At 61.8% G+C, this 22,096-nt stretch carries 22 protein-coding genes; 15 read left to right on the forward strand and 7 right to left on the reverse strand.

From position 1 onward, the window contains the following. Positions 1-16: 16 nt before the first annotated feature. The 13 genes from cobO to BT199_RS01005 all read left to right on the forward strand — a co-directional run bounded on the left by cobO (position 17) and on the right by BT199_RS01005 (position 11,735). Complete coding sequence (gene cobO, locus BT199_RS00940; RefSeq protein ID WP_005790169.1) at positions 17-628, forward strand: cob(I)yrinic acid a,c-diamide adenosyltransferase; 612 nt, start codon at positions 17-19, stop codon at positions 626-628. Continuing rightward, entirely contained in the window at positions 625-2,016 is a 1,392-nt protein-coding gene (locus tag BT199_RS00945) for a cobyrinic acid a,c-diamide synthase CobB (RefSeq protein ID WP_072433684.1), read from the forward strand. The genes cobO and BT199_RS00945 overlap by 4 nt, the downstream gene beginning before the upstream one ends. After that, on the forward strand, positions 2,013-2,663 hold the full coding sequence (bluB, locus tag BT199_RS00950) for a 5,6-dimethylbenzimidazole synthase (RefSeq protein ID WP_014719391.1): 651 nt from the start codon (positions 2,013-2,015) through the stop codon (positions 2,661-2,663). Before BT199_RS00945 ends, bluB begins: the two co-directional genes overlap by 4 nt. After that, complete coding sequence (gene cbiB / locus BT199_RS00955) at positions 2,660-3,568, forward strand: adenosylcobinamide-phosphate synthase CbiB (protein WP_072433685.1); 909 nt, start codon at positions 2,660-2,662, stop codon at positions 3,566-3,568. The genes bluB and cbiB overlap by 4 nt, the downstream gene beginning before the upstream one ends. Continuing rightward, positions 3,561-4,550, forward strand: a complete 990-nt coding sequence (gene cobD, locus BT199_RS00960; RefSeq protein WP_032903127.1) for a threonine-phosphate decarboxylase CobD — start codon at positions 3,561-3,563, stop codon at positions 4,548-4,550. Before cbiB ends, cobD begins: the two co-directional genes overlap by 8 nt. Further along, positions 4,547-5,998 (forward strand): cobyric acid synthase, encoded by a 1,452-nt coding sequence (locus tag BT199_RS00965; RefSeq protein ID WP_072433686.1) that lies wholly within the window; start codon positions 4,547-4,549, stop codon positions 5,996-5,998. Before cobD ends, BT199_RS00965 begins: the two co-directional genes overlap by 4 nt. A gap of 448 nt (positions 5,999-6,446) precedes the next feature. Continuing rightward, positions 6,447-6,968 (forward strand): bifunctional adenosylcobinamide kinase/adenosylcobinamide-phosphate guanylyltransferase, encoded by a 522-nt coding sequence (gene cobU / locus BT199_RS00975; RefSeq protein ID WP_019818435.1) that lies wholly within the window; start codon positions 6,447-6,449, stop codon positions 6,966-6,968. After that, on the forward strand, positions 6,965-8,020 hold the full coding sequence (gene cobT, locus BT199_RS00980) for a nicotinate-nucleotide--dimethylbenzimidazole phosphoribosyltransferase (protein ID WP_072433687.1): 1,056 nt from the start codon (positions 6,965-6,967) through the stop codon (positions 8,018-8,020). Before cobU ends, cobT begins: the two co-directional genes overlap by 4 nt. Further along, on the forward strand, positions 8,017-8,592 hold the full coding sequence (gene cobC / locus BT199_RS00985; RefSeq protein ID WP_014719385.1) for an alpha-ribazole phosphatase family protein: 576 nt from the start codon (positions 8,017-8,019) through the stop codon (positions 8,590-8,592). The genes cobT and cobC overlap by 4 nt, the downstream gene beginning before the upstream one ends. Before the next feature lie 2 nt (positions 8,593-8,594). Then, complete coding sequence (locus BT199_RS00990; protein WP_032873566.1) at positions 8,595-9,323, forward strand: adenosylcobinamide-GDP ribazoletransferase; 729 nt, start codon at positions 8,595-8,597, stop codon at positions 9,321-9,323. A gap of 42 nt (positions 9,324-9,365) precedes the next feature. Then, entirely contained in the window at positions 9,366-9,770 is a 405-nt protein-coding gene (locus BT199_RS00995) for a MarR family winged helix-turn-helix transcriptional regulator (protein ID WP_014719383.1), read from the forward strand. 54 nt (positions 9,771-9,824) lie between these two features. Next, positions 9,825-11,033, forward strand: a complete 1,209-nt coding sequence (locus BT199_RS01000) for an MFS transporter (RefSeq protein ID WP_014719382.1) — start codon at positions 9,825-9,827, stop codon at positions 11,031-11,033. Between the two features lie 150 nt (positions 11,034-11,183). Further along, entirely contained in the window at positions 11,184-11,735 is a 552-nt protein-coding gene (locus BT199_RS01005) for a glutathione peroxidase (RefSeq protein ID WP_014719380.1), read from the forward strand. Between the two features lie 64 nt (positions 11,736-11,799). On the opposite strand, the gene BT199_RS01010 is transcribed toward BT199_RS01005, so the two are convergent. The 4 genes from BT199_RS01010 to BT199_RS01030 form a co-directional block, all read right to left on the reverse strand. Continuing rightward, complete coding sequence (locus BT199_RS01010; protein ID WP_003193026.1) at positions 11,800-13,077, reverse strand: OmpP1/FadL family transporter; 1,278 nt, start codon at positions 13,075-13,077, stop codon at positions 11,800-11,802. Positions 13,078-13,222: 145 nt separating this feature from the next. After that, positions 13,223-13,705 carry a hypothetical protein gene (locus BT199_RS01015; RefSeq protein WP_032903131.1) on the reverse strand — a complete coding sequence of 161 codons (483 nt, stop codon included), beginning with the start codon at positions 13,703-13,705 and terminating at the stop codon, positions 13,223-13,225. Positions 13,706-13,983: 278 nt separating this feature from the next. Beyond that, entirely contained in the window at positions 13,984-14,208 is a 225-nt protein-coding gene (locus tag BT199_RS01020) for a hypothetical protein (protein ID WP_003193022.1), read from the reverse strand. Between the two features lie 442 nt (positions 14,209-14,650). Then, complete coding sequence (locus BT199_RS01030; RefSeq protein WP_014719378.1) at positions 14,651-14,956, reverse strand: hypothetical protein; 306 nt, start codon at positions 14,954-14,956, stop codon at positions 14,651-14,653. 457 nt (positions 14,957-15,413) lie between these two features. Here BT199_RS01030 and BT199_RS01035 point away from each other — a divergent pair, with 457 nt between their 5' ends. Both BT199_RS01035 and rmuC read left to right on the forward strand, forming a co-directional pair. Continuing rightward, positions 15,414-15,737, forward strand: a complete 324-nt coding sequence (locus BT199_RS01035) for an SEL1-like repeat protein (RefSeq protein ID WP_038451067.1) — start codon at positions 15,414-15,416, stop codon at positions 15,735-15,737. Positions 15,738-15,912: 175 nt separating this feature from the next. Next, entirely contained in the window at positions 15,913-17,277 is a 1,365-nt protein-coding gene (rmuC, locus tag BT199_RS01040) for a DNA recombination protein RmuC (RefSeq protein ID WP_169918249.1), read from the forward strand. Between the two features lie 48 nt (positions 17,278-17,325). Here rmuC and BT199_RS01045 read toward each other — a convergent pair whose 3' ends face one another. The 3 genes from BT199_RS01045 to BT199_RS01055 form a co-directional block, all read right to left on the reverse strand. Next, complete coding sequence (locus BT199_RS01045; RefSeq protein ID WP_019818415.1) at positions 17,326-20,796, reverse strand: hybrid sensor histidine kinase/response regulator; 3,471 nt, start codon at positions 20,794-20,796, stop codon at positions 17,326-17,328. 119 nt (positions 20,797-20,915) lie between these two features. Continuing rightward, positions 20,916-21,299: a YbaN family protein gene (locus BT199_RS01050; RefSeq protein WP_019818414.1), complete on the reverse strand. Its 384-nt coding sequence runs from the start codon at positions 21,297-21,299 to the stop codon at positions 20,916-20,918. A 20-nt stretch (positions 21,300-21,319) separates the two neighbouring features. Beyond that, on the reverse strand, positions 21,320-21,907 hold the full coding sequence (locus BT199_RS01055) for a UPF0149 family protein (RefSeq protein ID WP_072433688.1): 588 nt from the start codon (positions 21,905-21,907) through the stop codon (positions 21,320-21,322). Positions 21,908-22,096 lie beyond the last annotated feature (189 nt).

Consider the following 22,096-nt stretch of genomic DNA (forward strand, 5'->3'; position numbering starts at 1 on the left):
CCAACGGAGAGCTGCCATGACTGATTCCCCCGACCGCGACGAACGCCACCTGGCGCGCATGCTGCGCAAAAAAGCCGTGATTGACGAGCGCATCGCCAATTCCCCCAACGAGTGCGGCCTGCTGCTGGTGCTGACCGGCAACGGCAAAGGCAAGAGCAGTTCGGCGTTCGGCATGTTGGCCCGGGCCATGGGCCATGGCATGCAGTGCGGTGTGGTGCAGTTCATCAAGGGGCGTAACAGCACCGGCGAAGAATTGTTTTTTCGCCGCTTCCCCGAGCAGGTGCGCTTTCACGTGATGGGCGAAGGTTTCACCTGGGAAACCCAGGATCGCCAGCGCGATATCGCCGCTGCCGAAGCGGCTTGGGCAGTGTCCCGGGCCATGTTGAATGACCCTTCCATCGGCTTGGTGGTGCTGGATGAACTGAACATCGCCCTCAAGCACGGTTATCTTGACCTGGACCAGGTACTCAGCGACCTGCAAGCCCGCCCGCCCATGCAGCATGTGGTGGTCACCGGCCGTGGCGCCAAGCCTGAGCTGATCGAAATGGGCGACACCGTCACCGAAATGGGCATGCTCAAGCACGCGTTCCAGGCCGGTATCAAGGCACAGAAAGGCGTCGAACTTTGAATCAGCCCCGTCATTGCCCGGCCGTACTGATCGCCGCTCCGGCGTCCGGCCAGGGCAAAACCACGGTCACCGCCGCGTTGGCGCGTTTGCACCGCAACCTGGGGCGCAAGGTGCGCGTGTTCAAATGCGGGCCGGACTTTCTCGACCCGATGATCCACGAGCGTGCCAGTGGCGCGCCGGTGTACCAGTTGGACATGTGGATGGTGGGCGAGCAGGAAAGCCGCCGCCTGCTCTGGGAGGCAGCGGGGGAGGCCGACCTGATCCTCATCGAAGGCGTGATGGGCCTGTTCGACGGCACGCCTTCCAGCGCTGACTTGGCGCGGCACTTCGGTGTACCGGTGCTGGGCGTGATCGATGGCACGGCTATGGCCCAGACGTTCGGCGCCCTGGCCCTGGGGCTGGCGCGCTATCAGCCCGACCTGCCATTCGCCGGCGTGCTGGCCAATCGCGTCGGCACCCTGCGCCATGCGCAATTGCTTGAAGGCAGCCTCACTGAGGGCTTGCGTTGGTACGGTGCATTGTCCCGCGAGACCGGCATCGAACTGCCCAGCCGCCACCTGGGCCTGGTGCAAGCCAGCGAACTGAATGACCTTGATATACGCCTGGATGCCGCCGCCCAGGCGTTGGGCAGCAGTTGCGAAGTGGCCCTGCCGCCGCCGGTGACCTTTGCCGCGCCGCACGTGATCGAAACCGAACCCTTGCTGGCCGGTGTGCGGATTGCCGTGGCCCGTGACGAAGCCTTTGCTTTTACCTACGGCGCCAGCCTGGATCTGTTGCGGGCAATGGGCGCGGAGCTGAAGTTCTTCTCACCGATCCATGATCGCCAATTGCCTGAAGCGGACAGCCTCTATTTGCCCGGCGGGTATCCGGAACTGCACCACCAGGCATTGTCGGCCAATACCTCGATGCTGGACGCCATTCGTGCTCATCACGCCGCTGGCAAACCGCTGCTCGCCGAATGCGGTGGCATGCTCTATCTGCTCGACTCGTTGACCGATGTGGAGGGTGAGCGCGCCGAACTGGTTGGCTTGTTGCAAGGCGATGCGGTGATGCAGAAGAAACTCGCGGCCCTGGCGCTGCAAAGCGTCGAGCTGCCGGAGGGGACCTTGCGTGGGCATACCTATCACCATTCCCTGACCAGTACCGAATGGGCGCCGATTGCCCGTGGCCTGAGCCCTAACGGCGGGCGCGGTGCCGAAGCGGTTTACCGACAGGGTCGTTTGACCGCCTCCTATGTGCACTTTTATTTTCCGTCGAATCCTGGCGCGGTGGCCGCGTTGTTTGCGCCCGACCTTGAGACCGTTATCGCAGGCAAGCCAGCTCCCACAGTTGACACAGTTGCAAACCAATCCAATGTGGGAGCGGGCTTGCTCGCGAAGAGGCCATGACTGACAACGCTTTCCCCCAAGCCGACCGCGAAGCCGTCTACCGCGCCATCGCCGAACGCCGCGACATGCGCCACTTCCGCGGTGGCAGCGTCGCGCCTGAACTGCTGCAGCGCCTGCTCCACGCTGCGCACCAGGCGCCCAGCGTCGGCCTGATGCAGCCGTGGCGTTTTATCCGCATCAGCGATCGCTCGTTGCGCAGCCAGATTCAACAGTTGGTAGAAGAAGAGCGCGTACGCACCGCCGAAGCATTGGGCGAGCGCTCCGATGCGTTCATGAAGCTCAAGGTCGAAGGCATCAACGATTGTGCCGAGGTATTGGTCGCCGCCTTGATGGACGATCGCGAGCGCCACATCTTCGGGCGCCGCACCCTGCCGGAAATGGACATGGCCTCGCTCTCCTGCGCCATCCAGAACCTGTGGCTGGCGGCGCGCGTGGAAGGGTTGGGCATGGGCTGGGTTTCGCTGTTCGACCCCCAGGCCCTGGCCGAGTTGCTGGGTTTGCCACCCGGCGCAAAACCCCTTGCAGTGTTGTGCCTGGGGCCGGTGGCCGAGTTTTACCCGGCACCGATGTTGCAGCTTGAAGGCTGGGCCGATCCGCGACCGCTGAGTGACATGCTGTATGAAAACACGTGGGGAGTGAGTCAATGAGTGTGGCCTTGCTGTGTGTGGCTGCGGTGGCGCTGGATGCGCTGCTCGGTGAGCCCAGGCGCTGGCATCCGCTGGTGGCGTTTGGCAATTTCGCCGGGCGCATCGAGCAACGTTTCAATACTGGCGGGCGTGGCTGGCGCAGCCATGGTGTGACCGCGTGGTTTATTGCGGTGGTGCCGCTGACCCTGCTGGCCACGGCGTTGTCGTGGGCGCCTTATATCGGCTGGCTGCTGGAGATCCTGGCGTTGTACTGCGCCCTGGGCATGCGCAGCCTGGGCGAGCACGTGATGCCGGTGGCCCAGGCCCTGCGCCGTGATGACCTGGACGAAGCGCGTACACGTGTGAGTTACCTGGTCAGCCGCCAGACCAGTGAACTGGACCGTACTGAAGTGGCCCGCGCAGCCACCGAATCGGTGCTGGAGAACGGCAGCGATGCGGTATTCGCCGCGTTGTTCTGGTTTGTGGTGGCCGGTGTGCCGGGCGTGGTGCTCTATCGTCTGAGCAACACCCTGGACGCCATGTGGGGCTATCGCAATGAGCGCTTTGAGCGCTTCGGTTGGGCAGCCGCCAGGATCGATGATGTGCTCAACTATATTCCTGCGCGCTTGGTGGCTTTAACCTACGCGTTATTGGGTAAAACCCGCCTGGCGCTCAAATGCTGGCGCACTCAGGGCCCGACTTGGGACAGCCCCAACGCCGGCCCGGTGATGGCGGCAGGGGCCGGTGCCTTGGGTGTGGAGCTCGGCGGCGCGGCGATTTATCACGGCCAGGTGCATCAGCGTCCGCCATTGGGCGAAGGCCCGCCGGCCGACGCCGATTCCATTGATCGCGGCTGGCAACTGGTGCAGCGCGGCGTATGGCTGTGGCTGCTGGTCCTGTGCGTGGGGGCGCAAATCTATGCTTGAACATGGTGGTCGGCTGCGTAAGGCCGCGATTGAGTACGGCATTGCCGAAGCGGATTGGCTCGACCTGTCCAGCGGCCTGGCGCCCTGGCCGTGGCCGATTCCCGAGATTCCCTTGCGTGCCTGGGCGCGTTTGCCGGAAACCGACGACGGATTGGAAAAGGCTGCCAGCGAGTACTACGGCGCCGGCCCATTGCTGCCGGTGCCGGGCTCTCAGGCCGCGATCCAACTGCTGCCGCGCTTGCGTCGTTCCGGCAAGGTCGGCGTGCTTTCGCCCTGTTACGCCGAACACGCCGAAGCCTGGCGCCGCGCCGGTTATGTGGTGCGCGAAGTGCAGGAGCAGGAAGTCGACTTCTTTCTCGACAGCCTCGACGTGCTGGTCGTGGTCAACCCCAACAACCCCACGGGCTTGAGCCTGAGCCCGCAACGCCTGCTGGACTGGCATGCGCGGTTGGCCCAGCGCGGTGGCTGGCTGGTGGTGGACGAGGCGTTCATTGACGTGACCCCGGACTTGAGCCTGGCCAGCCATGCCGATCAGGTCGGCTTGATCGTACTGCGCTCATTCGGCAAGTTCTTCGGCTTGGCCGGCGTGCGCCTGGGCTTTGTGCTGGCCGAGCGCAAGTTGCTCAAGCTGTTGGCCGAACAGGTCGGGCCCTGGGCCGTCAGTGGGCCGACGCGGGTGTTGGGCCAAGTGTGCCTGCGCGACACCGACGGGCATGCGCGCCAGCGCAGTCGTTGCATCGCAGCCGGCCAGCGTCTGTTCGAGTTGCTTGAGCGCCGTGGGCTTCAACCGCACGGCGGCTGCGCATTGTTCCAGTGGTTGATTACCCCCCACGCTGAACGGCTGTACGAATTCATGGCCCAACGCGGCATCCTGCTGCGCCTGTTCGTGCACAACAGCAGCGTGCGCTTGGGCCTGCCCGATACCGACGCCGACTGGCTGCGCCTTGATGAAGCCCTGGCCGCCTACAAGGACGCCACATGACCACGTTGATGGTGCAGGGCACCACCTCCGACGCCGGTAAAAGCACCCTGGTGACTGCGCTGTGTCGCTGGCTGGTACGCCAAGGCGTCGCGGTGGCACCGTTCAAACCGCAGAACATGGCGCTCAACAGCGCGGTGACCGCCGAAGGCGGCGAGATCGGCCGCGCCCAGGCGGTGCAGGCCCAGGCTGCCAACCTGGCGCCCCATACCGACATGAACCCGGTATTGCTCAAGCCCAACAGCGACACCGGCTCCCAAGTGATCATCCATGGCCGTGCGGTCACCAGCATGAATGCCGTGGCCTATCACGACTACAAAGCCATTGCGATGCAAGCGGTGCTGGCCTCCCACGCGCGTTTGAGCCAGGCCTACCCGGTGGTGATGGTCGAAGGCGCGGGCTCACCGGCCGAGATCAACCTGCGCGCCAATGACATTGCCAACATGGGCTTCGCCGAGGCGGTGGACTGCCCGGTGCTGTTGATCGCGGACATCAACCGCGGCGGCGTGTTTGCCCATCTGGTTGGCACCCTGGAGCTGCTGTCGCCCAGTGAACAGGCGCGGGTCAAGGGCTTCATCATCAACCGTTTTCGCGGCGATATCGCGTTGCTGCAACCAGGGCTGGACTGGCTCGAAGCGCGCACCGGCAAACCGGTCGTCGGCGTGCTGCCCTACGTGATGGACCTGCACCTGGAGGCGGAAGACGGCATCGACCAGCGCCAGATCGACAAGGCCGCCCAGGTGCTCAAGGTGGTGGTGCCGGTGCTGCCGCGCATCAGCAACCATACCGACTTCGACCCGCTGCGCTTGCACCCCCAGGTGGACTTGCAGTTCGTCGGGCCGGGCCAGGCGATACCTGCCGCTGACCTGATCATCCTGCCGGGCTCGAAAAGCGTGCGCAGTGACTTGGCCTATCTGCGTGCCAATGGCTGGGACACCGCCGTGGCGCGGCATCTGCGTTATGGCGGCAAGGTACTGGGGATCTGCGGCGGCTTGCAGATGCTCGGCGAGCAGGTCCATGACCCGCTGGGTCTGGAAGGGCTCGCGGGCTCCAGTGCCGGCCTTGGGTTGCTGGCGTTCAGCACCACCCTGGAACAAGAGAAACAACTGCGCAATGTGCGTGGGCGTCTGGTATTGGAAGATGCCGACGTCAGCGGTTATGAAATCCATGCGGGGGTGACCTGCGGCGCTGCCTTGGCAAGCGCTGCGGTCCTGCTGGACGATGGCCGCAGCGATGGCGCGCAGAGCCCTGATGGGCAAATTCTAGGCACCTACCTGCACGGCCTATTCGAGACCCCGGCTGCGTGCAGCGCGTTGCTGCGTTGGGCCGGGTTGCAGGATGTGCAAGAGGTGGATTATCACGGCTTGCGCGAGCGCGATATCGAGCGGTTGGCGGACTTGGTGGAGCACCACTTGGACACCGATTTGTTGCGCAAGCTATGTGGGATCTGACGGTGCTCACACGACCCAACTGTGGGAGCGGGCTTGCCTGCGATAGCCATGTGTATCTACACAACGCTGTAGTGCTCAACGGTAACCACGATGCGAAGCGAGCCGCCCTTGATCTTGATCTGCTTTTGATCTTGATCTTAGGCGGCCCCCCAAATCACTGGCGGATTACGGGCACACCGAGCCTGGGCGAGGTGCCGAGTGGTGGGGCAAGAGCGTTTTGCTTACTTTTGCGCTTTTCAAAAGTGAGCCGCTGTAAAAGCGGAACCCTAAGTGGCCGTTACCGCAGAAATGGATATGTACACGGTCCAACTGTGTTGACTGTCAGGCCGTCTTCGCAGGCAAGCCAGCTCCCACATTTGGGTCGCGGTGCGTCAGCTGGATCAGCGTCGGCTGTCAGGCCGTCACGGGAGCAAGCTCCCTCGCCACATCATTTGCCAGGGGCCTTTGCATGTATCAATTGATCCTCGGCGGTGCCCGTTCGGGTAAGAGCCGCCTGGCCGAAAAGCTTGCCGCAGAGAGCGGGCTTGCCGTCATTTATATCGCCACCAGCCAACCGCTCGACGGTGAGATGAGCGAGCGCGTCGCGCTGCACCGCCAGCGTCGTCCCGACCATTGGGGCCTGGTTGAAGAGCCCATCGACCTGGCGCGTGTGCTACAGGAAAACGCCGCCACTGATCGCTGCCTGCTGGTGGATTGCCTGACCTTATGGCTCACCAATCTTCTGATGCTCGAAGACCCGGCTCGCCTTGCATCCGAGCGTGATCAACTGTTGCAAACCCTGGCCTCGCTGCCGGGGGAGATCATTTTTGTCAGCAACGAGACCGGTCTGGGTGTCGTGCCGCTGGGCGAATTGACTCGCCGTTATGTGGATGAAGCCGGTTGGCTGCATCAAGCCTTGGCCGAGCAATGTCAGCGCGTTGTGCTGACGGTTGCCGGCCTGCCCCTGACTTTGAAAGGTACTGCGTTATGACCGATTCCTGGTGGCTCAACCCCTGCAAGGCGGTGGATACCACGACCCACGAACAGGCGCTGGCGCGTCAGCAGCAGTTGACCAAGCCCGCCGGTTCCCTCGGCCAGTTGGAGGCCCTGGCGGTGCGGCTGGCGGGTTTGCAGGGCCAGGTCAAACCGACGGTAGATCACCTGTGGATCGCGATTTTTGCCGGCGATCACGGTGTGGTCGCTGAAGGCGTGTCGGCATTTCCCCAAGAGGTCACCGGGCAGATGCTGCAAAACTTCGTCACCGGTGGCGCGGCGATCAGCGTGTTGGCGCGGCAACTGCAAGCGCAATTGGAGGTGATTGACCTCGGCACGGTCACGCCGTCCCTGGATTTGCCCGGCGTTCGTCACCTGAATATCGGTGCGGGCACGGCTAATTTCGTGCATGGCCCGGCGATGACCCAAGCCCAAGGGCAGTTGGCCTTGCAAGCTGGACGAGACAGCGCACGCCGTGCCCTGGAAAGCGGCGCGCAACTCTTTATCGGCGGTGAGATGGGCATCGGCAATACCACTGCCGCCAGTGCCTTGGCCTGCGCATTGCTGGATTGCCAGGTCACTGACCTCACAGGCCCTGGCACCGGTTTGAATGCCGCAGGGGTCAGCCACAAGGTCGCGGTCATCGAGCGCGCCCTGGGGTTGCACGCCGGTCAGCGCAGCGATGCGTTGCAAACCCTGTTCAATCTCGGCGGTTTTGAAATTGCTGCCTTGGTTGGCGCCTACCTGGCCTGCGCCCAGGAAGGCATCGTGGTGCTGGTGGATGGGTTCATCTGCAGCGTGGCCGCGATGGTGGCGGTGCGCTTGAACCCTGCGTGCCGCGAATGGTTGGTGTTCGGCCATCGGGGTGCCGAGCCGGGCCATCGCCATGTGCTGCACAGCCTCGATGCGCAATCGTTGCTGGAACTGGGCCTGCGCCTGGGCGAAGGCAGCGGCGCGGCGTTGGCGGTGCCTTTGTTGCGCCTGGCGTGTGCGCTGCACGGGCAGATGGCGACCTTCGCCGAAGCCGCCGTGGCGGACCGCCCCGCATGACCTTACGCCTGGACCTGCTGCGTCACGGCGAAACCGAACTGGGCGGAGGCCTGCGTGGCAGCCTGGACGATGCGCTGACCGCCAACGGCTGGCGGCAGATGCGCGACGCAGTGGTGGGGCAGGGGCCGTGGGATCGGCTGATCAGCTCACCGCTGCAACGCTGCGCTCTGTTCGCCCAGGAGTTGGGGGCACAGCTCGATGTGCCGGTGACTCTGGAGGCCGATCTGCAAGAGCTGCACTTCGGCGCGTGGGAAGGGCAGAGTGCGGCCGCGTTGATGGACACCGATGCCCAAGGGCTGGGCTTGTTCTGGGCCAACCCCTATGAATTCACGCCGCCGGAAGGCGAGCCGGTCATCCAGTTTTCCGCGCGCGTGCTTGGCGCTGTCAGGCGGCTGCATCAGGCCTATGCTGGCCAGCGCGTGCTGTTGATCAGCCATGGCGGTGTAATGCGCCTGCTGCTGGCCCAGGCGCGAGGGTTGCCCCGTGAGCAACTGCTGAATGTCGAAGTGGGCCACGGTGCCCTGTTCGGCCTGCAGGTTGCGGCCGATGGCGTGTTGAAGGAAGGGCGCTGATGCTGCTGCCGTTCTGGATCGCCCTGCAATTTCTCAGCAGCCTGCCCATTCGCTTGCCGGGCATGCCGCAGCCTCAAGAGCTGGGCCGTTCGTTGCTGTTTTATCCGCTGGTAGGGTTGCTGTTCGGCGTGCTGTTATGGGGCCTCAACCAGGTGTTGCAGGGTACCCCGTTGCTGTTGCACGCCGCGTTGCTGCTCACCGCCTGGGTGCTGCTCAGCGGTGGCCTGCACCTGGACGGGCTGGCCGACAGCGCCGATGCCTGGTTGGGCGGTTTTGGCGACCGGGAGCGCACCCTCAGCATCATGAAAGACCCGCGCAGCGGCCCGATTGCGGTGGTCACCCTGGGGCTGGTGCTGCTGCTCAAGTTCAGCGCGTTGGTGGCGTTGATCGAACAACACAATGGCGCCGCCTTGATCCTGGCGCCTTTGATCGGACGTGCTTCGATGCTGGCGCTGTTTCTCACCACGCGCTATGTGCGGGCGGGCGGATTGGGCCAGGCACTGTCAGATCATCTGCCGCGAATTGTCGGCCAACAGGTGCTGATCCTCAGCGGGTTGGCCTGCATCCTGATCGGTGGTTTCAGCGGCGGCATCGCGGTGTTGCTGGCGGTCCTGTGTTTCGTGTGGCTGCGCCAGTTGATGGTCAAGCGTCTGGGCGGTACCACCGGCGACACTGCTGGCGCACTGCTGGAGCTGCTTGAAGTCGCGGTACTGGTCGGGCTGGCGCTGTAACGCTTTCTTGCAATTGATTAACTCCGGGTATATACACGCTCTATGCTTGCCTCCCAATGTTTATGCACCAACCTGCGACGTGCTGCCCGTGGCGTCAGCAGGCATTACGACGGCGCTCTCGACGGCTTCGGGATCAACGTTGCCCAGTATTCTCTATTGTGCAACCTGCAGCGTCTCGACCAGCCGAGCATTTCCAGCTTGGCGGACGCCATGGGCCTGGATCGCAGCACCCTGGGGCGCAACCTGCGCGTCCTGGAAGGTGAGGGGCTGGTGCAGTTGGTGGAGGGCGACGATTTGCGCAACCGCCTGGTGGTGTTGACTGACGCCGGCCATGAACGGCTAGGCGCTGCGTTGCCGGCGTGGGAAGCAGCGCAACAGAAACTGATTGATAAGCTCGGCGCCGAAAAGCGCGAAATGTTGTTGGCCTTGCTGGATGAACTTGCCTGAACGGCGGTTTGTTCGACTACAAGCGGGTATATACCCGCGAACGGAGAATAAGAAATGACCTCGATGTGGCGCACCAGTGGTTGGGTCCTTTTAGGCAGTGCGCTGATCCTGGCGCTGTCCTTGGGCGTACGGCATGGCTTTGGCCTGTTCCTGGCGCCGATGAGCAGCGAATTCGGTTGGGGGCGTGAAACCTTTGCCTTTGCTATCGCCTTGCAGAACCTGATCTGGGGCTTGGCGCAGCCATTTACCGGGGCCTTGGCCGACCGTTTCGGCGCGACCAAGGCGGTGTTTGTCGGCGGGGTGTTGTACGCCGTCGGCCTGGTGCTGATGGGCATGTCCGACTCTGCCTGGTCGCTGTCGTTGAGCGCAGGTTTGCTGATTGGTATTGGCCTGTCCGGCACCTCGTTCTCGGTGATTCTCGGCGTGGTTGGCCGCGCCGTAGCGCCGGAAAAACGCAGCATGGCCATGGGCATTGCTAGCGCCGCCGGCTCGTTCGGCCAGTTCGCCATGGTGCCCGGCACCCTGGGCCTGATTGGCTGGCTCGGCTGGTCGGCCGCCTTGCTGGCGCTGGGCTTGATGGTGGCGCTGATCCTGCCGCTGGTCGCCATGCTCAAGGACCGGCCGCTGGCGGTCACGGTAGGCCAGCAAACCCTGGGCGAAGCGCTGAAAGAGGCCTGCTCCCACTCCGGCTTCTGGCTGCTGTCCTTCGGCTTTTTTGTGTGCGGTTTCCAAGTAGTGTTCATCGGTGTGCACTTGCCGGCGTACCTGGTCGACCAGCACCTGCCGGCCACGGTGGGCACCACGGTGCTGGCCTTGATTGGCCTGTTCAACGTATTTGGCACCTACACGGCGGGTTGGCTCGGTGGCCGCATGTCCAAGCCGCGTCTGCTCACCGGCTTGTACCTGTTACGGGCGGTAGTGATTGTGTTGTTCCTGTGGGCGCCGGTCACCGAGGTCACGGCGTATCTGTTTGGCATGGCGATGGGATTCTTGTGGCTGTCCACGGTGCCGCTGACCAATGGCACCGTTGCGACCCTGTTTGGGGTGCGCAACCTCTCGATGCTCGGCGGGATTGTGTTCCTGTTCCACCAGCTTGGCTCGTTCCTCGGCGGGTGGCTGGGCGGGGTGGTCTATGATCGAACCGGTAGCTACGATTTGATCTGGCAGGTGGCAATTTTACTCAGCCTGCTCGCCGCCGCGCTGAATTGGCCGGTGCGTGAGCGGCCGGTGGCACGTATTCAGGCGCAGATGGAGGCGGCATGAGCATGACAGCGCGTCTTATGCTGGTGGCTGTGGGGATGGTGTTATTGCTGCTGGCCTGGTGGGGCTGGCATCAGGGCGGCCTGGCATTGATGCAACTGGGCATGGCGATCTGCTAAGTTGTGGGTCTGAACTGACTCAAGGACTTTTGACATGCAGATGCGCTGGCTCGCTGTACCCGTCCTGATGGCTATTGGCAGCGTGGCGATGGCCGCCAGTTGCCCACCGTTGCTTGCGGGCCAATTGCCCAAGCTGCGGGCCAAGGAATCCATCGACCTATGCCAGCAATTCGCTGGCAAGCCCTTGGTGATCGTTAACACAGCGAGCTTCTGCGGCTTTGCCCCACAGTTTAAAGGTCTGGAAGCGTTATATCAGCGCTACAAGGGCCAGGGCCTGGAAGTGATCGGCGTGCCGTCCGATGACTTCAAGCAGGAAGCCAAGACCGGGGAAGAAACCGCCAAGGTCTGCTACGTAAACTATGGCGTGACCTTCACCATGACCGAGCCGCAGAAGGTCAAGGGGCCGGATGCGGTGCACCTGTTCAAGGTGCTTGCACAGCAGGCCGACGCGGCGCCGAAGTGGAATTTCTACAAGTATGTGGTGGATCGCCAAGGCAATGTGGTTGCCAGTTTTTCCAGCCTGACCAAGCCGGACAGTCCGGAGCTGATCAAGGCGGTGGAACAGGCATTGGCTTCCAAACCCTGACCGCCAGCCAAACAAAAGCCCCGCCTCCTTCACAGGAGAGCGGGGCTTTTTTATACGACTGCGGTTAGAACTTGTAGGTCATGCCCAAGCCGAAACCGTTGGCGCTGTTTTCATACTTGGCGTTGTAGCTGGCCAATTGGTTGGAGCGTGAAATCTTGACGTCCTCTTCCTTCAGGTAGGAGTAGGCCAGGTCGATGGTCATGTTATCCATGACCTGGTAGCCCAGGCCCAGGCTGAAGATAGTACGGTCGCCGGTCGGGATGCGCGGTGAGCGATCCGTGTTGTTGGTAGGCGACTGGTCGAATGTCAGGCCGGTACGCAGTACCACCTGCTTGGTGAGCTGGTACGAGGTACCCACGGCGTAGGCCCAGGTGTCGTGCCAGTTCTGGTCTTCCTTGATTGTGCTGACCAGGCCTGGGGCAAGCGCGCCGCCAGTAGCGCCGCTGACGCCTTCGTTCTTGACGGTGATGTCTTTGAGGCGGCTCCAGCGTGTCCAGGTTGCACCGGCATAGAGTTTCCACGCGTCGGTCAGGTCTTGAGTGACGGACAGGTCGTAGGACTCAGGTGTGTCGATTTTCAGCGAGGCGTCATAGCGGTTGCTGCGCAGGAACGGCGAGGTCGCGGTCGGTGCGGTGACTTCGGTGTGGCCGTCCAGCTTGTAGCTGACCTTGGAGTGGTAGGTCAGGCCGACACGGGTGGTATCGGTGGCCTGGACCAGTACGCCGATGTTGAAGCCCAGCGCGGTGTCGTCACCCTTGATCTTGATATTGGTGTCTGGCGCGCGAGGGTTCAGCGTCAGGTCCGATTCCAGGGTACCGGCGATGCGGTTGATGGTCGGGCCAAAACCCACGGAAACGCGATCGTTGAAGGCGTAGCTGACAGTCGGTTGCAAGGTGATGACTTTCACTTCGCTCTTGCTGCCAAAGCCACGGCCCTGGAAGCCGCTTTCGTAGTCGGTCACCAGGCCGAACGGCGCATAGACGCCGAAGCCGACAGCCCACTGGTCGTTAAGTTTATTGGTGTAGAAACCGAAAGGAACGGCGGTGAAAGGCACCATATCGCCTTTGTTGCTGCCAGCGGAGCGGCCGCTGACATTGCTGATATCGGTGGAGGCATCAATGGCTGCAACGCCACCGGTGATCTGTTGGCCTTCCAGACGTGCCATACCGGCAGGGTTACCGAACACAGTACTCGCATCATCGGCAGAAGAAGAGCGACCTGCGAAACCGGTACCCATCCCGCTCACGCTCTGTTCGTTGAGCGCAAAGCCGCTGGCGAACAGTTGGGAGGATGCCATGGCAACGGCGAGGCTAAGTGTGGTCTTGAGCATTACTTTTTTCATTATTAGAACTCCGTGTGATCACCGCTGCGGAAAGTATCAATAAATTTCACATCGCGCTATAGGCTGTAATGCGGGAGATAGAGCGTTTTTGTAGGACAATCAGACCAAAATCGCCGTTTTTTGGCGAATCTTGCAATTTGCCCGGTCAGCAAGCTGCCTGTTTCATTGGGATTACACAGGTTTGCCAGGCTTGGGTGAAATCTCGCAGGCGGCCTTGGGGGTGGAATATTTCTTTCCAGATACGCGCCATGGCCAGTACATCGCCGGGCGCGGGAAGGGCAGGACGATGTTGTTCCACCAGCAACCAGGCGATCGCGGTGGCGTAGCGCAGGTTTACCGTCAGCTCCAACTGGGGCGCGCTGAGGAACGCATGTTGGCTGGCCAGCCCGCGCACCAGGCTGGCGCGTTCCGGGTCCAGCGCCAGGTAGTTATCCCAGAGGGCGCGGTGGCGTGGTTCGGTGATGCTGTAGAGGCCGTGGCCGCGGCGGTCATGCAGCGCCGAGCCCAGTTCTGACTGGCTGGCGGCAATGCCCAGCAGCAGGGATTCGGCTGTCGAGCTGTGGCGGCCGAGGTACATCAGCGTTGGCCTGATCACATAACGACACAATTCACTGGCGGCAATACCCATACGAGCCTCAGTCCTTGCAAAGAGTGGACGAGCCTGAGAAGGGGGGCTTGGCAGCGGTGAATCGGATCTCAGGCCCGTCGTAAGCGGATCACGCCGCTTGAGTTGAAGTGTAGTGTCATATTCACGATGTAAAGGACTGTTTTTAAAACATCTTCTGCAACTGGTTATAACGTTTATATCCATTTGTACTTAGCCCGGCGAACTCAGGGCCAAATTCCAGGCAATAAAAAACCCTGTTATTCAAACAGGGTTTTTGAGGTTTCAGCGACGCGGGTCGATCAGGCAGTCAGTGCCTGACGGGTACGATCGATCACGGCCTGCAGCGGTTCTGCGCTGGAGTATTGATCGGGGTACAGGCGTTCGCTGTGACGAGCGATGCCGTGTTCGTTGACCAGGGTGAAGCTGAAGCAGCCTTTGCGAGCGGCCATGATCAGGCAGTTCATTGGGGCAAAAGCGTTGGTGAGGGTGCGAATGGCATCCTGAGTGTGGATTTGAGCGTTCATATTATTGGTGTTCCTACAAATGACACGGATAAGAACCGTGCAACGTTAAAACGTTCCAGTAACGCTGATCACCATTGATCAAACGAAGAACCCGACTGGAACAAAGCAGCCAGTTTGAAGCGCAATTAAATTTGGCGCGCTTGGGCTGGCAGGTAGGTACTTAGGAGGGCAGGCAACACAACAAGGGCAAAGGTTCTGGGCCCAGGGTGGAGATCCTGATCAATTTGCAGGTTGGTTCGGTCAGAGTATTGGAACTTCGCGCCACCCTTTGCTTGTTCAAAGGCAGTGTCGTCGCAAGGAATACCTGGAAACCATCGAGGTGGCCGATCCCATGTGGTTCAGGGGACGTGTTCGACCAGAATTGACTTTCAGCTTGGTACTAACGCCGCGGATAGTAACGGATTGAAACAGGGAAGGGAAGGCCGATTGCAAAAAACTTCGTTCAGCCGCCGAGTAACTCGCAATAGACCAGCACGGTCATGGATGCGGCCAGGGCACAGCCCAGACCGTAGGCGGCGAGCGTCAGCCGCAAGGACTGGCCGGTCTCGATCATGCGGATCACATCGCCCATGTCGTTAATTCTGCCATCACTGAGTTCGATGCACAGAATCACGGCGGTAAAGGCGGCCGATAGCAGGATAGCAATAGCAAACAGTGCGCCGTCCGGCGAGGGGAGCGCGGCATTGATCCCAAGCGAGGTCGCGCAGATGGCCAGTAGCAGCCCGGCGAATAACAGAATTCCTTTCATCGGCCCTACTGGTTTGCATTGGCGGTGGCGCAGTGTGGCGAGCCGAGGCAGATTTGAAAAGCCCTCGGGTTTGCGCGCTTAGTAACATGTTTAACCGGTGTTGAATCAAAAAACGCCGACGATATAACCAGCCGATCGGGACTTGTGCACATTTGTGGTCAAGGGTGTAACCCTGCTGCCACGGGTGTGCAAGTGCGCCCATTTGCCTGTAATCAAAATTTAAGTCAATGAAAAATCTCGCTTTTTTTTATTGGTGAAAAAATCGTCAGTTTGACCGCGGCCCCCGTTCCATGGGGCTTTGCGCCTGTTCAAGGGGGGTTGTCCACTGAGTTATCCACAGCTTCTGTGGATTGTCCCGAGCGCTTGCTCTAGGACGGGCGTGCACGGTTTTTTCAGCTTTACCTGTACGAAAAAAAGAGTAGAGTGGCGCGCCTTCCGTTCTGCCCCACAGTGCTTTATGAAGTTTCGCTCAGTATCACCTTCTGTTACCGACACGGCCCAAACTGTTACCGCGCCCAAGCGTTTTTCCTTGAAGGTTGCTTTGTGGCTGCTCGACAGCCCGCGCCTGGGGCAGAGCAACAATATCAAGCATCTCGCCGGACGCTTGCTCAAGCAGCCCGCCCGCGAAGGCGTGGTGGCCGCTCAGAGCCGTCTTGGCCAACTGATGTGCCGCGAGTGCGGAAATGCCCGAGACCGGCGTATCGGCCACGATTTGTTGCGTTCGGCTGCTCGCGCCGGCGACCGTCGCGCCCAGCGCGAACTGGGGCAGGTCGAAGACTGAGCTGTCCTCCGGCCTTAGGCTTGGTTACCCTTGATCTTTTTCGGTGATGGCAGAAATGGCTATGGTGTTTGACTGGACCAGTATCGCCTTGGGTCTTGTGGGCGCAGCCGTGCCGCTACTGGCGCTGTGCTGGCAACTCCAGCGGCGCCTGACCGCACGCACCACCGGCTGGGAGTTGCTGGAGGAGCGCCTGGCGACCGCACAACTGGCCCAGGAAGGGCTCGCCGCGCAACTGGACGCCAGTCGCGATGAGATCAGTGACCTCAGCCAGGCCAATGCCGCCAAACAAGCCGACCTGGCGGCGCTGCGCCGTGAAGTCGAGCTGTTGCAGATCGACCGCGATAACGCCCGCGATGCCGCGCACGCTTGGAACCTCGACCGTAGCGCCAAGGAAACCGAACTGCGTCGCCTCGACGCCTTGGCCGCGGCCCTGAGCGCCGAATTGCGTGAGCAGCAAGAGAGTCATCAGCAACGCCTCACCGACCTGCAAGGCTCACGAGACGAACTGCGTGCGCAATTTGCCGAGCTGGCCGGCAAGATCTTCGACGAGCGTGAGCAACGCTTCGCCGAAACCAGTCAGGAGCGCCTGGGCCAACTTCTGGACCCGCTCAAGGAACGTATCCAGTCCTTCGAGAAGCGTGTCGAAGAAAGCTATCAGAACGAAGCCCGTGAGCGCTTTTCCCTCGCCAAAGAGCTTGAGCGCCTACAGCAATTGAACCTGCGTCTGTCGGACGAAGCCACTAACCTGACCCGCGCTCTCAAGGGCCAGAAAACCCAGGGTAACTGGGGTGAGCTGATTCTTGAACGAGTGCTGGAACACGCGGGCCTGGAGAAGGGCCGTGAGTACCAGACCCAGGTCAGCCTCAAAGGCCCGGATGGCGAGCGTTTCCAGCCCGATGTGCTGATCATGTTGCCGGGCGACAAGCAGGTGGTGGTCGACTCCAAGGTCAGCTTGACCGCCTATCAACAGTACGTGGCGGCGGATGACGAGGTGATTGGCCAGGCCGCGTTGAAGCAACACGTGCTGTCCCTGCGTAATCATGTCAAAGGCTTGGCCGGCAAGGACTACAAGCGCCTGGAGGGTTTGCACAGCCTGGATTTCGTCCTGCTGTTCGTACCGATCGAGGCTGCCTTTTCTGCGGCATTGCAGGCCGAGCCCAACCTGTTCCAGGAAGCCTTCGACCGCCATATCGTAATCGTCAGTCCCACGACCTTGCTCGCCACCCTGCGCGTGATCGACAGCCTGTGGAAGCAGGAGCGCCAGAGCCAGAACGCGCGGGAAATTGCCGAGCGTGCCGGCTGGCTGTATGACAAGTTCGTGTTGTTTATCCAGGACCTGGACGAAGTGGGCAACCGGCTACAACAGTTGGACAAGGCCTACAGCGCGGCGCGCAACAAGCTGACGGATGGGCGTGGGAACCTGGTCAGCCGTACCGAGCAGCTAAGGTTGCTCGGCGCCCGCGCCAGTAAGAGCTTGCCGGCGGATCTGCTGGAGCGGGCGATGACCGATTCGGATGGCGTGGCGCATCTCCCGGAATAATAAATAGGAGTCTAAATTGCTCCCACAAATAGCTCGAATACAGCCCCGTTACAGGGGCAGATGTCTGCTCAACAGCGCCCGCAACGCCGCCGGCTTCACCGGTTTGGCCAAGTAATCCAACCCCGCCCCGTGCACCTCGGCCACCATCTCCGGTCGCCCATCGGCACTGATCACCACACCGGGAATCGGCTCGGCCAGTTGCGCACGCAGCCAGCCCATCAACTCGGTACCGGTTTCGCCGTGGTCCAGGTGGTAATCCACCAACGCCAGTTGCGGGCGGATACCGTCGGCCAGCAGTGCCGCGCATTCGGCCTGGTTGGCGGCCGTCCAGACTTCACAGCCCCAGCGCGTTAGCAGGCTGCGCATGCCGATCAGGATGCTGTCTTCGTTATCCACGCATAGCACCCGTGCGCCACTCAAGGGCAGGCCGGTTTCTGTGGGCGGCTTGGGTTGCACGCTGGCCTGGTTGCGGGCCAGCGGCACGCACACGCTGAAGACGCTGCCTTTGCCCGGCCAGGAGCGCACGCTCAGGCGATGGCCCAGCACGCGGCACAGACCGTCGGCAATCGCCAGGCCCAGGCCCAGGCCCTTTTCGGCACGGGTCTGGTGGCTGTCCAGGCGCTTGAACTCTTCGAAGATCACCTTTTGTTTATCCGGCGCAATGCCAGGGCCGCGGTCCCAGACCTCCAGGCAGAGTTCGCCCTTGCGGCGACGTACGCCTAGCAGCACCGGGCCGTCGGCATAACGGAAGGCATTGGTCAGAAAGTTCTGCAAAATTCGCCGTAAAAGTTTGATATCGCTGTCGACCCGCAAACGGCTGCCGCGCCAGCGGAAGCGCAAGTGTTGATCCTGGGCCAGCGCCTTGAATTCTGCACCCAGGGTGTCGAACAACTCGTTGAGGACAAAGGGCTGGCGTTGTGGATTGATCTTGCCGTTTTCCAGGCGCGAAATATCCAGCAAATCACTGATCAAGTCTTCAGCCGAGCGCAGCGAGCTGTCCAGGTGCTGCACCAATTGCCGTGCCTCACTGGACAGGCCATCGGTCTGGTGGGAGAGGGCGGCGGAAAACAGCCGCGCAGCGTTCAGCGGTTGCATCAGGTCATGGCTCACGGCCGCCAGGAACCGCGTCTTCGACTGGCTGGCGGATTCGGCCACGCCCTTGGCGTCGGTGAGGGCCACGTTCAGTTGCGAGAGTTCATGGGTGCGCTCGGTCACCCGCTGCTCCAGGCCCTCGTTGGCTTCGGTCAGTGCTTGTTCGGCTTCGCGGAAGGCGGTGATGTCGGTGAAGCTCATGACAAACCCGCCGCCGGGCATCGGGTTGCCGATCAACTCGATCACCCGGCCATTGGGGAACAAGCGCTCGGAGGTGTGCGCACGCCCCTGGCGCATCCAGTGCAGGCGACGCGCCACGTGCACTTGCGCTTCGCCAGGCCCACACAGGCCGCGCTCGGCGTTGTAGCGAATGATGTCTGCAATGGGCCGGCCGACGCTGATCAAGCCGTCCGGGTAGTTGAACAGTTCCAGGTAACGCCGGTTCCAGGCCACCAGCTTGAGCGACTGGTCCACCACGCTGATGCCCTGGGTGATGTTCTCGATGGCGCCTTGCAGTAGGGCGCGGTTGAACTGCAGCACTTCCGAGGCTTCGTCGGCGATACGGACAACGTCCTCCAGTTGCATTTCCCGCCCTTCGATTGCCGCTTTCACCACCGCCCGCGTCGAGGAGGCCCCGAGTACGCCGGCCAGCAAGCGTTCGGTGTGGGCGATCCAATCGTTATCGGCATTCTGGTTGGGGTTGAAGCCTTTGCCTTGGCGGTAGGCGAAGCGAATAAAGCTCTGCTGGGCCCGTTCTTCCCCGACGAAGCGTGCCGCGAGGCTGAGCAGGTCGCTGATCTGCACCGACAGCATGGAGCGCGCACTCGCACGCTGGTTGATTTCCTGGCCGATAAAACGGCCTGCCTGCCAGTGCTCGGAAACCCGTGTGCGCGACAGCATCGACACCCACACGAAGAGGGTGAAATTCCCCGCCAGGGAGAACACGGTGCCCAAGGTCAGCGACGTGACCGACAGCCCGAACGGGTGGGAATGCATCCAGGTCAGGCCGGGGAAAAGGCTGAGCGACCAGCCCAGACTTTTCGCCGTCACTGGCAAGACCAAGGTGTAGAACCACAGGAAGGTACCGGCGGCCAAACCGGCAAACACCCCACGCCGGTTGGCCTGCTTCCAATAGAGTGCGCCGAGCATCGCTGGGGCCAGTTGGGTCACAGCGGCAAAGGCGATCTGGCCGATGGTCGCCAGGCTGGCAGTGGAGCCCAGCAAGCGGTAGCTCACGTACGCCAGCAGCAGGATGATCACAATGCTCACCCGGCGAACCGACAGCATCCAGTGGCGAAAGACTTCGAATGGCCGCTCGGCGCTGGATCGGCGCAACAGCCACGGCAGCAGCATATCGTTGGAGACCATCGTCGACAGTGCAATGCTCGCCACGATCACCATGCCAGTGGCCGCTGATGCACCGCCAATGAATGCCAGCACGGCGAGGGCAGGATGGGCCTCGGCCATTGGCAGGCTGATCACATAGGAGTCCGGCAGCACCGAGCTGGGCAACAGCATCTTGCCGCCCAAGGCGATGGGCACCACGAACAGTGCCGCGAGGATCAAATAAGCCGGGAACACCCACTTGGCCAGGCGCAAATCCTGGGGGTCGATGTTCTCCACCACCGTCACATGAAATTGTCGCGGCAGGCAGATGATCGCCATCATGGCGACGCCGGTCTGTACCACCATCGAAGGCCAGTTGATGGTCTCTTTCCAGTATTCCTCCAGGCGCGGGGCGAGCATGGCCTGGCTGAACAGATCGCCGAAACCGTCGTACAAGCCGTAGGTGACAAACGCACCGACGGCGAGAAAAGCGAACAGCTTGACCAGCGACTCAAACGCAATCGCCAGCACCATGCCGCGGTGGTGTTCGGTGGCGTCGAGGTTGCGTGTGCCGAACACGATGGTAAACAGCGCCAGCACCAGCGACACGATCAAGGCCGTGTCCTGGGCGCGGGTGCCGGTGGTGTCGGGGCCGGCGCCGATCAGCAGGTTCACGCCCAGCACAATGCCTTTGAGCTGCAGCGCGATATAGGGCAGCACGCCCACCAGGCAAATAAGTGCCACCACCACCGCCAGGGACTGGGACTTGCCGTAGCGGGCAGCGATAAAGTCGGCGATGGAGGTAATGTTTTCCTGCTTGCTGATCAGGATCATCTTCTGCAGCACCCAGGGTGCCAGCACCAGCAACAGCACAGGTCCCAGGTAGATCGGCAAGAATGCCCACAGTTGTTCGGCGGCTTGGCCTACGGCGCCGAAGAAGGTCCAACTGGTGCAGTACACCGCCAGTGACAGGCTATACACCCAGGCACGCACGCGCGGTGGCAGCGGCGCATGGCGGCGGTCACCGTAAAAGGCGATGGCAAACATAGTGGCCATATAGGCCAGGGCAACGGCGGCGATCAGCCCGCTGGACAGCGTCATGGTAACTCCGAGCATAAGAACACCCGGGCATTCCAGGCCCGGTTGGACAGTCTCGCATGATGCCTGGTGTTAGTCAGTGTCGACCAAGGTCGTGTGGGATCGAATGTCGCAGGTGGCGCTCAGCGTGGCGGCAGGGTTTTCTGGCGCAGGATGTAGATCGTCACCAGCACCGCACTGGTCAGCATAAAGCCCCGTGCCCATGGCAGCGGCACCAGGTAGCAGGAAATCGAGATGCTCAACCACATCAAGCCAATGGCGTAGACCTTGCCTTTGAGCGGGATGCCATTGCCGTCCAGGTAATCGCGCACCCAGGGCCCCAGGCGCGGGTGTTCCACCAGCCAGTGGTAGAAGCGCGGGGAGCTGCGAGCGAAACAGGCGGCGGCGAGTAACAGGAAGGGCGTGGTCGGCAGCACAGGTAGGAAAATGCCGATGACTCCCAGCGCTACGCTTAGCCAGCCGATGGCCAGCAGCGCGTAGCGCAGGAGCAGTGGACGGTTGCCCATGGGTGCCACGGGCAAGCGACTCAGTGGTGACGTGGCTTGAGGATCGCCGGTTTTTCGTCAGGCGCGTTGCACAGCAGGTACAGCGCGGTGAGGGCTTCCGGGATCTGCACGATCATGTCGTCCATCAGGTTGGCGTCGGCGGCGATGTCGGAGAACTCTGCTTCCTCTTCGAACAGGCCTGAGCCGACCATGATCGGCAGCAGCATTTCGCTGACTTCTTCTTCGGCGGTTTCGAACCAGGCGGCTTCGCGCAGGAACACGCCTTCCATGAAGCCGATGCACCAGCCGCGCAGGTCGGAGTCATCAGGGTCGTCGCTCAGGTCCAGCTCGCACGGCAGCTCGAACTCTTCGTCGGAGGCCAGTTGGCGTGCGATGTGCGCCTTGAGGGCGACCAGGGTGGATTCGATTTCTGCGCGCTGGGCGTCGTCGCTGTAGTGAGGCTCTTCAGCGAACAGCGCGTCGATCCATTCACGGTCCGGGACGGGGTCGGAGCAGATCGACAGGGCGGTCAGGTAGCCGTGGGCGGCCACGTAGTCCAGCGCCTCGTCATGCAGCTCATCGGCGTCGAGGAAGGCTTGCAGGCGGGTTAGTTGCTCAGCGAAGGACATTGAAGGGCTACCTTGGGAATAAACGATGCTGAATTCTAGGCTTTCTTGAGCGCCCAGGCCAGCCGCACGGCATATTTGCCCGGTTTTAGCCTGGTGCGTCTATTCGTCAGTCGCGCCCTTTGGTGGATAACGCTCGGGTATACTGCCGCGTTTTGTGATGCCCCTACAGGCCCAGCGCCAATCCGGGAA

It is taken from the genome of Pseudomonas sp. NFR02, from assembly GCF_900119375.1.
GTDB lineage: Bacteria > Pseudomonadota > Gammaproteobacteria > Pseudomonadales > Pseudomonadaceae > Aquipseudomonas > Aquipseudomonas paracarnis.